The sequence below is a fragment of the Micromonospora sp. NPDC048830 genome, assembly GCF_043198215.1.
Classification (GTDB): domain Bacteria; phylum Actinomycetota; class Actinomycetes; order Mycobacteriales; family Micromonosporaceae; genus Micromonospora.
Window position 1 is genome coordinate 1 of record NZ_JBICUP010000088.1, and the last position, 9,633, is coordinate 9,633.

The following is a 9,633-nucleotide window of genomic DNA, read 5'->3' on the forward strand; positions in this document are numbered from 1 at the left end:
AGATAGATCAGCTGGAAGACCATGACCACGAAGGTGCCTTATTCCCATGAAGCCCCAGCTCACTGCAGGTGCGACAGGTATTGGCACCGTACAGGCGGAAGTTACGGGCTCCGCACAGCAGCGCCAGGGCCAGCACGGTCAACACCGTCGCGAGCGGATGACGTACGCCCCGCGCTGTGCGCGGATCGTTGACCTGCCCGAACAGGGCTGCCAGCACCGCCACCTGCCTGGTGTCCACCTCCCCCGTTGGCACCGTGACGGCATCGAACGCAGCATGGGAGACTGACACGAACGGCCTTTCTTTGTAGACGATGAACGGCGTATGAACATTCATCGTCGGCTTATGAAGGCCGCGCCTGTCCACCCCTGGGTCGACCCGCGAGCACACACCTCACCAGGCCAAACGAAGAGCAACTAGCTTTGCTTTTCCTCTGGCTACGCGGCATTGGGCCCGGTCTCCGGTTGTCGAGGCTGCGGGCAAGTCCGATAGACAGAGCTTGATTTGTTAACTTCATTAAAGTCAAGAATGGAGTCAGAAACCGGTCACCCAGTCACCCTCCCTAGCGCTCTTCCAATCTGAGCGCTTATCGTTTTAGCTGTCACGATCGGTTGTCGGAGGGGCCGTCCTGAAGTCCGACCGAACCCGTTGAATCATGTTCTTCGAGGAGGTTCTGCGAAAACCGGGTACGGATCAGGCCCTGCATGGGCGCCACGCAACTGCTTTCAACGCCGATCTCGTGGCAGATATGGAAATCCCACGCCGTTATCTTTTCGACCGAAGAGGGGCTGAAGTATCCAATGGCCGACCAGGATCTCCAGTACGAATCGTTCGACGGCACCAACTGGAGCGTGGCCGCTCCGATCCCCAACAGCCAGACGGCCGCTGTGCCGGCGCTGGCCGTTTTCAACAGCAAGCTGTACTGCGTGCACCGCGGTGGCAACGAAGCGGCTCTTGACTACCTCTGGTACACGTCCTTCGACGGCACCAACTGGAGTACGGACACCCGGATCGTCCCCAACCGCGACTCGGCTGGTGGGCCGGGCCTGGCTGTTTTCAACAACAAGTTGTACTGCGTCTTCCGCACCAGCGATGACCTCAACCTTCGGTACATGACCTTCGACGGCACCAGCTGGAGCGCCGACGCTCCGATCCCCAACACTCAGGCGGCTGCTGAACCGGCGCTGGCCGTTTTCAACAGCAAGCTGTACTGCGTGCACCGCGGTGGCAACGATGGGTTCCTCTGGTACACGTCCTTCGACGGTACCAAGTGGAGCACGGACACCCCGATCGCCCCCAACCGTTACACGGCTGTTGGGCCGGGCCTGGCCGTATTCAACAACCAGTTGTACTGCGCCTTCCTCCCCAGCGATGGTCCCAACCTTCGCTATGTGACCTTCGACGGCATCAGCTGGAGCGCGGACGCTCCGATCCCCAACACTTACACGGCCACTACGCCAGCGCTGGCCGTTTTCAACAGCAAGCTGTACTGCGTGCACCGCGGTGGCGACAATCCCACCGTCTGCTACACGTCCTTCGACGGCACCAAGTGGATCCCGGACACCCCGATGCTCCCCCACCGTTACACGGCTGCTGGGCTGGGCCTGGCCGTATTCAACAACCAGCTGTACAGCGCGCACCGCAACTGAACCGGCCCTGCATCCCATACCCCGCCGACCTCCCCTGCCTGTCATCGATGCACAGAAGTGGAGCGGCTTACGGGAGTAATATCCGTAACTCCCCCTGCTCGATGGGCGCACCGGCATGAAGTCCGCGTCGAGGGTGACCGACCACACAATCACCCTCGACGAGGGCTTTGCCAGGATGCGCCGCGCACGCGTGCACCAACCAACCACGCCGATCGCACGGGCGTCCGTGCTGTGGGCGCACCTGCTGACCTCGCTGGTCGCCAACCTGATCTCGCTCGTGGTGGTTGTGCTGGTCGCCCTCGTCATGGGCTTCCGCTCGGGCGCCGGCGCGCTGGACTGGTTCGCGGTCGCGCGCGCCACCGTCGCGTCATGGCGTAATCTCACCTGCGAGGTGCCCTCTCGAGCGAAGCGATAGAAGCAGGAGAGCTCCTATCCTTCCAGCTCAGAGGGCACTTCTATCTCCGGCGGCTGGCGGGTCTCGTCGCTGACGGGCGGTCGGCCGCCGCGGTGGGGTAGGTCCAGCGACGTTGGACCAGCCGGCAGTGCCAGGCCAGCAGGGTCGCCGGGGCCACGATCCGGTGGGCGCGGACCGCATGGGGCAGCCGCCGGGCCAGCGCGGACAGGATCGCCCGGTCTGGACAGGACAGGCGTGGTCGGCCGTGGACCTGGCGGCGCAGCACCGCGACCTCATGGCGAAGGGCCAGCAGTTCCGCGAGCACGACGTTGTCACTTCGGGCCGCGCAGCAGGACGTCGAGCACGCGGATCGTGACCAGATAGATCAATCGAAACACCATGGTCACGAAGGTGCCCCGAACTCACGAAGCCCTAGCTCACAGCAGGTGCGACAGGTATTGGCACCGTACAGGCGTCCGATCCGGTCCAGCGGATGCTGGGCTTGATGGTCACCGAATCAGTCACCGGGCATCGATGTCGAGAGGACTCTTGACTTGACGTCGTCAAGTTTCCCGCTACCGTCTGCTTGACGCGAGGAAAGGGGATGTCTGGATGGCGAAGTGGGCGGCTCACGTTGAGCTTGACCAGGTCATAACCGAGGAGACTGCGGAAGAAGCTGTGGATCTGTTCGACGGTAGCGTCACGATGCACGGAGATCGGAACCGGACCGGGTTTGGCTTCGAGGTGGAAGGCACGAACCTGTTTCAGGCGGTAGACGCCGCCCGTCGGCGGGCCTACGCGCTGGCCGGGTTTGCTGCCAGTCGACACAGCGGTGAGGGTCGGCCGCCGATGCTGGCGCAGTTTCATGTGGGCACCTACAGCGACATGGCCGCGGCGACGTTCGGTGTCAAGAACCTGCCGCTGGTGGGCCTTGCCGAGATCGCGCAACTGGCCGGCGGGAAGGTCAGCCGGGAGGCGGTGCGCCAGTGGGCGCAGCGCGAGGACTTCCCGGCGATCATGGGGCGGGTCTCGGGGAAGCCGGCGTACTACCGGCCCGAGGTCGAGGATTTTCTGGAGTCCATCGGCCGGCTCGAGGCTGAGCGGCTCGACGTGGACTGGATGTTCCGCCAGGTAGACGGGGCATTTGGGGAGGATTGACCTCTCTTGGGTTGCTCCGTGGAGCCCTGGCCGATCGATGGGATCCCTGCGGCGGGGCGCTGGGCGGGTGCCGGCTTATCCGCCTGGGTGTGAGGCGTTGGGTCCGCTTTCGCGTGCGGCTTCTTCGAGGTGCAGGAACTCGTCGATGACCCGGGCGAGGCTCTTCCTCGATCTGGGGTTGAGCTTCTCGAAGGACCTTGCCATGATCCGCACCTCGCGGCTTGCCGGTTCGGGTTCGTCATCGCCGAGAAGGTAGCCCGCGGGGATGCCGAAGAACTCGGCGAGGGCGCGCAGCGTCGTGGCTTTGGGGTTGATCCGGGGCGACCGTAGGAGGTTGCGGATGCCTTCCGCGGTGATGCGGTGTCCCCGCCTGGTGAGCTCCCGGGCGACTTCGGCCTCCGTGTAGGGCGGCCGGTCCTCGTCGCTGGCTTGGAAGAGTTCGCGGAGCCGGGTCTGGATCAGCCGGGAGGTGACTTCCTCGGCCTGGTCGGCAGGCGTGTCACTCACGAAGCCCTCCAAACTGCGGTTGGCAAACCAGCGAACTGTGGTTGACGTTGATGGTGATCCGTGCTTAGCTCTCGGTGTCACTTCGGCAACTGCGGTTCGGTTCAACTCGAACTGAAGTTTGTTGGAGCGTAGCGGATCGGGGTGCCGTGCGCGACATGGTGTCCCGATGCGCGGGCGGCGGCGCTCAGAGGGGGACGCGTCGTCGTCGCGGGCACGTGTCATCTGGCCCAACGCAGCGACAGCGCCGACAGATTTGGCCGCGCCGCTGTGACGGCGGCTGGTGCCGCGCGGTGTGCCTCCGAGAGGCGGGCGCGGGGAACCGGATGAGCACTGCACAGCCCACCATCCCACTCTTCACCCCCGTGGGGGTGGGTTGGTGAGCGGGGGGACCCGGCGGGCGGGTAGAGGGGCCCTGCCGCCGGTCCCCCCACCCCGCAGGAGGCCAACCGCTTGAGCCGGGTGCCCTGTCGGCGGTCACCGAGGTGGTGGGCCGGCGGCGGCGCGGCCTGGCGCGCGAGGACGAGGAGAAGCGGATAGTGATCAGACAACGGCAGGCGGACCCGGCCGAGGGCTCTTCTCGGCGGGATCGGGGACGGTCTGCGGGGCGACGCATATCCAGACGAGGTGGCATCAGCGCGAGGACCGCATTCGCTGCGCCGCTGGCGGCGGTCAGCAGCGGTCTGGACCGGCTGCGCGACGACATCGGTGTTCTGGTCGACGTGGCGGCCCGCAAGCCCACCGATTCGCGCCGCGCGGCGTTGGTTGACGTCCACCACCAACTGCGCCTGCTCGGCCAGCGTGTCAACGCCGCGCTCGGCGCGCCGTCCCCGCCGGCCACGGATTCCCAGCAACAACCCTGACTGGCAGCGACGGCGGTGTGGGAGCCATCCGGCTCCCGCGCTCCGCATCGTCGCCGCCGACCCACCCGGGCAGCGCGCTCGCGACGCTGCAGCCGACCGGGCGTATCGCGGTGCGCCGACCTGTCAGCCCCGCACCGCAGCGGGGCGACCGGCGACACGACGACGCGGCACCGCTGACAGAGACCAAGGCCTACTCAGGTGAGGCCAGAGGCCCGTATACCGGGCCACATTCACGCGGATGAACGGGGATCACCCATGCGCAGCGAACATTCCCAACGCGGGCCGGCGCCGCAGCCGCCGTCGCCAGCCGACCGCGGCGGTGACCGGGGCCGGCGCCGCGATCGGCAGACCATTCGCCGTCCTCGACATCGCAGGTGGTCGCGGTGAACCCTGCTACCCGCCGCAGGGCGGCGGGCGTCTACCGGCCACCGGTCAACGGGTGCGCCACACGCCGGCCCGAGGCTGACGCGGTGGCGCAGTTGTGCCGCACCGCCAACACCCTCCGCGCCCACCTCGAGCGCACGGTGCTGCGGGAGGCGGACATGACCTGGACCACCTACGACGTGCTGATGCTCGTCTGCGCCCGACGGGTGGTGAAGCCTCGGGACATCGCCGTCGAGGTGGGCATCGCCAGGGCCACCCTCACCAACGCGCTCGGCCTGTTGAGCGACCGCGACCTCGTACGTCGCGAGCAGCACGAGCATGACCTCCGACGGGTGGTCGTGCGACCCACGCAGGCAGGGCTGGCGCTGGCGGGGATGCTGCGGCGGCAGGTCGACGCCCGACAGGCTGACCTGTTCGCCGCTCCCGGCATGCCACCCGAGGACGACTTCGCCCAGGCGCTCAAAGTCCTGGCCGACCGTTCCCACCGCACCGACGGCACCGCCGGTGAGGAGGGCATCCGGTGACCGCGCTGACCACGACTCCGACCACCCGCAGCGCCGCCCGCTCCACGTCCGCTCCAGGGTGGCGGCTGGGCGCCCTGTATGGGCCCGCCGTTTACGGCGTCAGCGCCGCTGCCGTCGCGCTGCCCGATGCCGCCCGCCATCTACACGCCGGCGGTCCGGTACTCGCCTGGATCCTGACCGCCTACGCCGCGGGCGTCGGTGTCGGCGCGGTCACCGCCGGACGCCTCATCGACCTGTGGGGCAGCCGCCGCGACCGCCCAGGGTTGAGGATCGAGCGCGGTGTAGCACAGCGCGGTCGTCGCGGCCGCGATCGGCGTGGGGCACGGCTGGTGTGGGTGACCGTGGGGGCCTGGCCGGGATGGCGGCGGCCGCGGCGGGCGTAGCGGCGCAGCGCGGCCAGCAGCCGGGCGCGGTCGTGGTGGGCCGTGTTCCAGTCGCTGCGCCGCTCTGCCCCCCACTTGGCGGGGCGTCGGGCGGCCGGGGCGTGCACCTCGGCGACGGGCACACCCAACCCTGTCCGTCACTTTCCGGACACGCATCGACATGCAGCGTTAACACATGACTTTGTCGCCAGTGGCAACCTCACACTCGACCCATTAACACCACTCTATGGAGGTTGCTCATGCGGATGCGACGCATCGCCCTCGGGCTGGCCGCCGCCCTCGCCCTGTCCGGACTCGTCGGCGCCGGAGTCGCCACCGCGGCACCGCCCGGTGCTGCCCCGAAAGCTGCCGAAGCGCCCTGTGTCCAGCAGGGGCAGGCAACCTACCCCGTCAGCTACTACTGGAAAAACATACTGGGGACGCGGCTGGGCAGCGGGTCGGTCTCAGTCGATACCGTCCCACCCTTGTGGGGCGGGCAGATCGCGCCGGGCAGCACCTTCACCGTCACGCTGACCCACCGGACGACCCAGTGGCCGTTGCTGGTCAGCACATACACCACGACCTGGGACGTGTCCTCACTGCTGGCCTACGCTGATGTCGTCAGCCAGTCGGGAGCCGGCACCATCAGCGGCAACACCCTGTCGATCACCTCGCCTGGCGTCAAGACCGACCCGTCCTCGAAGGTCATCACCTTCCGCGTCAGGCAAGGCACCATCGGGGGAAGCATGACCATCCGGCCAACCGGGATCAGCAGCGTCATCTCCGCTCCTGGCGAGCTCGGAAACAGCACACCCGCCCCGCCGATCCGGATCGTCGACGGGCAGTCCATCTCACCCACCAGAGCCGTCAACGACACTGCCACCACCATCCAGAACAAAGCCGTCAGCGTGCCCGTCCTGGCCAACGACGTCGCGACCTCACCGACGCTCAGCACCGTCACCACGCCCAGCAACGGCACCGCGACGGTCTCCGGCGGCAACATCGTCTACACGCCCGCCCCAGGCTTCGCCGGCACCGACACCTTCGCCTACACCATCACCACCGCCTGCGGAACCAGCACCGCCACGGTCACCGTCACCGTCGCCTGTGACCCCACACCCGTCAACCTGGTCAACGGCAGCTTCGAAACGCCACCCGTAGCCACGATCGACTGGAACATCCCCGACGCCTCGACCAACCCGAGCGTCGGCTGGCACACCACCGCCAGCGACGGGCTGCTGGAGTTCTGGCGCGGCGGTGCTTCTGGTATTCCATCGGCCCACGGGCAACAGTTCGCCGAACTCAACGCCAACCAGCCCTCCACGCTCTACCAGGACCTGCCCACCGTTCCGGGCACAGTGATGACCTGGTCGTTTTACCACCGAGGCCGCCTGGGCACCGACGTGATGCACGTGCTCATCGGCGCGCCAGGCGCGACTACGCCGCGGACCCCGATCGGAGCCACCTCCCCGGACATCTCCGACGGCAACACCGCCTGGGGCTACTACACCGGGGTGTACGTCGTCCCACCGGGACAGACCACCACACGATTCGCCTTCCAATCCGTGTCGGCGGCGGGTAACAACCCGGCGGTCGGAAACTTCCTGGACGGCGTGCAGTTCACGACGCCCTGCCCGTAGGCGTAGCCGTAGCTTCCAGCTCGAAATCAACGACAACACTGGTCAACCGGTTCCCGGCACGAGCAGCACTGCTGTCCTGCGGCACCTGCTCTGACCAGCGTTGTCGTTGATTTTTCGCTGTTTACTGCAACCGCCGCGTATTCGATCTGATGCGAATACAAGACAGTTCGCGTGCGAACTGCGGCTGAGGTTTGCGCTGCTGGTCGCGTGAGTAGCGGTTTCGCCGGCTGTAGACCTCGTGGATGCGGTTCCTTGCTGCAAGGGGTGCGAATCCGCCCCTCCTGACCTGCGCGTTTGACAAGCGCGTCGCATTGGATGCGAATATCTCGCATCCAATGCGAGTGGCGGGAGGTCACTGTCGGTGGACGTGGAACGCGCCGCGCCGGGATCGGCGGCCCTGCAACTGGCCGACGGTGTGCGACTGCTGCGACCGGACGAGCAGGTCTTCACCGCGATGCTCGACGGGTGGCGTAACCAGCAACTCGCGCGGAACCTGTCCTTCGGCACCGTGGAGAGCCGGCAGCGGGCGGTGCGGGCGTTCGCCGAGCATGCGCAGGCGTTGCCGTGGCGGTGGACTCCGCAGCTGGTCGACGAGTGGTGCACCGATCTGCGGGCTGTGCGCCGGGTGCGCCGCTCGACGCTGCGTGGCTATCAGGAGGCGGTCCGGCTGTTCTGCGCGTACCTCACCGACCCGGCCTACGGCTGGGTCGGTGAGTGCGAGAAGCGGTTCGGTACGCACCCGGTGCAGGTGGTCCACGAGTGGAACGCCGCCGTTCACGTCGCCGCGGCCGAGGGTGACCCGGCCAAGCGGGCGTTCACGCTCGACGAGATGCAGGCCCTGCTGGACTACGCCGACGAGCAGGTCACCCGGATCCGGGCGGCCGGGCGCAAGGGCTGGCTGCCGGCGTTCCGCGACGCGACCCTGTTCAAGGTCGCCTACGGGTACGGGCTGCGGCGCAACGAGACCCGGATGCTCGACGTGGCCGACTTCGGCCGCAATCCGCACGCCAGCGAGTTCGGCGAGTACGGCGTGCTCTACGTGCGCCACGGCAAGGCGATGAAGGGTTCGCCGCCGAAACGGCGCAGCGTGCTGACTGTCTGGGCATGGGTGCCGGAGGTCCTCGCCGAGTGGGTCGAGGAGATCCGGCCGCTGCTGGCCATCGAGGGCAACCCGGCGCTGTGGCCCTCGGAACGGGCACTGCGGGTCGGGCTGGCCCAGCTCAACGCGCGGCTGTCGGCCTACCGCGACGCCCTCGGCCTGGACGCCGGGCTGGACTTCCATTCCCTGCGCCGCTCGTATGTCACCCACCTGATCGAGGCCGGTTGGGATCCGTTGTTCGTGCAGCAGCAGGTCGGTCACGAACACGCTTCGACCACGGCGATCTACACCTGCGTGTCGTCGGACTTCCGCACCCGCACGCTGCGGCAGGCTCTCGACGCGACCATGGACGCGGCACTACGACCGGCACGGAGGGCCCGATGAGTATGAAACGCCAGGTCAGCTACCGGTGGCGGCTGCGGGAGATGATGGCCGCCCGCGGCGTGTTCACCGCCACCGAACTGGTGCCGCTGCTGCACGAACGCGGCATCGACCTGTCCTCCTCCCAGGTTCACCGTCTCGTCACCGGCACACCCGAGCGGCTGTCGCTGCCAGTACTGGCCGCGCTGTGCGACATTTTGGAGGTCACCCCCGCCGACCTGGTCGTCACGACGGCGGCCAACGTCGCGCCGCGCAAGGCGGTCGCCGGCGACGCCCCGGCGCCGGTGGACCTGGCCACGGTCCGGCCCCGCCGGGCCCGCGTGCGCCCCGACTGATGGACCGCCCCTACGCCACCGCCGAGCAGTACGAACGCTGGTTCGTCCGCGACTGCGCCCGCTGCGGACGCCGCAGCAGTTCCACCGCCCGGTGGCCCGACGGGCAGGTCTGCCGCACCTGCCAAGACCGGGCGTTCCGCGCCCACGGTCGCTGCCCCGGCTGGGGCCTGTCCGATTTTCGGCTCTGGCACAGAAACGGTGGTGGGCACCGTCCTGAGTCGCCGGTGTTGTAGGTGATCATGACTTCGGCTCTGGCACAGAAACGGTGGTCGGGGTGACTGGTCTATGCGAGCAGGATTCGTTGTCGTAGGAGCGCGAAGCCGGCTCGGCCGTACATCTGCC

Annotated in this window: 11 protein-coding genes and 1 pseudogene; 9 read left to right on the forward strand and 3 right to left on the reverse strand. The window is 67.6% G+C overall.

Annotation, left to right across the window (positions count from 1 at the left end):
• Positions 1-7: 7 nt before the first annotated feature.
• Positions 8-334, reverse strand: a complete 327-nt coding sequence (locus ACGFIZ_RS33430; protein ID WP_393427118.1) for a transposase family protein — start codon at positions 332-334, stop codon at positions 8-10.
• A gap of 368 nt (positions 335-702) precedes the next feature.
• Here ACGFIZ_RS33430 and ACGFIZ_RS33435 point away from each other — a divergent pair, with 368 nt between their 5' ends.
• Both ACGFIZ_RS33435 and ACGFIZ_RS33440 read left to right on the forward strand, forming a co-directional pair.
• Positions 703-1,647, forward strand: a complete 945-nt coding sequence (locus tag ACGFIZ_RS33435; protein ID WP_393427121.1) for a hypothetical protein — start codon at positions 703-705, stop codon at positions 1,645-1,647.
• 208 nt (positions 1,648-1,855) lie between these two features.
• Positions 1,856-1,999 (forward strand): annotated as a pseudogene (locus ACGFIZ_RS33440) (ABC transporter permease); the annotation flags it as partial.
• 103 nt (positions 2,000-2,102) lie between these two features.
• Here ACGFIZ_RS33440 and ACGFIZ_RS33445 read toward each other — a convergent pair.
• A complete protein-coding gene (locus ACGFIZ_RS33445) occupies positions 2,103-2,366 on the reverse strand; it encodes a hypothetical protein (RefSeq protein ID WP_393427124.1) in 264 nt (87 codons plus the stop codon).
• A gap of 353 nt (positions 2,367-2,719) precedes the next feature.
• Here ACGFIZ_RS33445 and ACGFIZ_RS33450 point away from each other — a divergent pair, with 353 nt between their 5' ends.
• Positions 2,720-3,199: a hypothetical protein gene (locus tag ACGFIZ_RS33450; protein WP_393427126.1), complete on the forward strand. Its 480-nt coding sequence runs from the start codon at positions 2,720-2,722 to the stop codon at positions 3,197-3,199.
• 75 nt (positions 3,200-3,274) lie between these two features.
• Here the strand turns inward: ACGFIZ_RS33450 and ACGFIZ_RS33455 are convergent, their stop codons facing one another.
• The gene (locus ACGFIZ_RS33455) at positions 3,275-3,718 is read right to left on the reverse strand and encodes a hypothetical protein (protein WP_393427129.1); all 444 of its coding nucleotides are present in this window, start codon (positions 3,716-3,718) and stop codon (positions 3,275-3,277) included.
• Between the two features lie 470 nt (positions 3,719-4,188).
• Between ACGFIZ_RS33455 and ACGFIZ_RS33460 the strand changes: the two genes are divergently transcribed.
• The 6 genes from ACGFIZ_RS33460 to ACGFIZ_RS33485 all read left to right on the forward strand — a co-directional run bounded on the left by ACGFIZ_RS33460 (position 4,189) and on the right by ACGFIZ_RS33485 (position 9,291).
• A complete protein-coding gene (locus tag ACGFIZ_RS33460) occupies positions 4,189-4,566 on the forward strand; it encodes a hypothetical protein (RefSeq protein WP_393427132.1) in 378 nt (125 codons plus the stop codon).
• A gap of 383 nt (positions 4,567-4,949) precedes the next feature.
• Entirely contained in the window at positions 4,950-5,474 is a 525-nt protein-coding gene (locus ACGFIZ_RS33465; RefSeq protein WP_393427135.1) for a MarR family winged helix-turn-helix transcriptional regulator, read from the forward strand.
• Positions 5,471-5,857: a hypothetical protein gene (locus tag ACGFIZ_RS33470; RefSeq protein ID WP_393427138.1), complete on the forward strand. Its 387-nt coding sequence runs from the start codon at positions 5,471-5,473 to the stop codon at positions 5,855-5,857. The genes ACGFIZ_RS33465 and ACGFIZ_RS33470 overlap by 4 nt, the downstream gene beginning before the upstream one ends.
• 239 nt (positions 5,858-6,096) lie before the next feature.
• Positions 6,097-7,476: an Ig-like domain-containing protein gene (locus ACGFIZ_RS33475; RefSeq protein ID WP_393427141.1), complete on the forward strand. Its 1,380-nt coding sequence runs from the start codon at positions 6,097-6,099 to the stop codon at positions 7,474-7,476.
• Between the two features lie 361 nt (positions 7,477-7,837).
• The gene (locus tag ACGFIZ_RS33480; RefSeq protein WP_393427144.1) at positions 7,838-8,959 is read left to right on the forward strand and encodes a tyrosine-type recombinase/integrase; all 1,122 of its coding nucleotides are present in this window, start codon (positions 7,838-7,840) and stop codon (positions 8,957-8,959) included.
• Positions 8,956-9,291 (forward strand): helix-turn-helix domain-containing protein, encoded by a 336-nt coding sequence (locus tag ACGFIZ_RS33485; RefSeq protein ID WP_393427147.1) that lies wholly within the window; start codon positions 8,956-8,958, stop codon positions 9,289-9,291. The genes ACGFIZ_RS33480 and ACGFIZ_RS33485 overlap by 4 nt, the downstream gene beginning before the upstream one ends.
• Positions 9,292-9,633: the final 342 nt, after the last annotated feature.

What these genes read in the sequence shown, in the direction of transcription:
- ACGFIZ_RS33430 (WP_393427118.1), bottom strand. Translation starts at nt 334, where the DNA reads ATGAATGTTCATACGCCGTTCATCGTCTACAAAGAAAGGCCGTTCGTG.
- ACGFIZ_RS33435 (WP_393427121.1), top strand. Translation starts at nt 703, where the DNA reads ATGGGCGCCACGCAACTGCTTTCAACGCCGATCTCGTGGCAGATATGG.
- ACGFIZ_RS33475 (WP_393427141.1), top strand. Translation starts at nt 6,097, where the DNA reads ATGCGGATGCGACGCATCGCCCTCGGGCTGGCCGCCGCCCTCGCCCTG.
- ACGFIZ_RS33485 (WP_393427147.1), top strand. Translation starts at nt 8,956, where the DNA reads ATGAGTATGAAACGCCAGGTCAGCTACCGGTGGCGGCTGCGGGAGATG.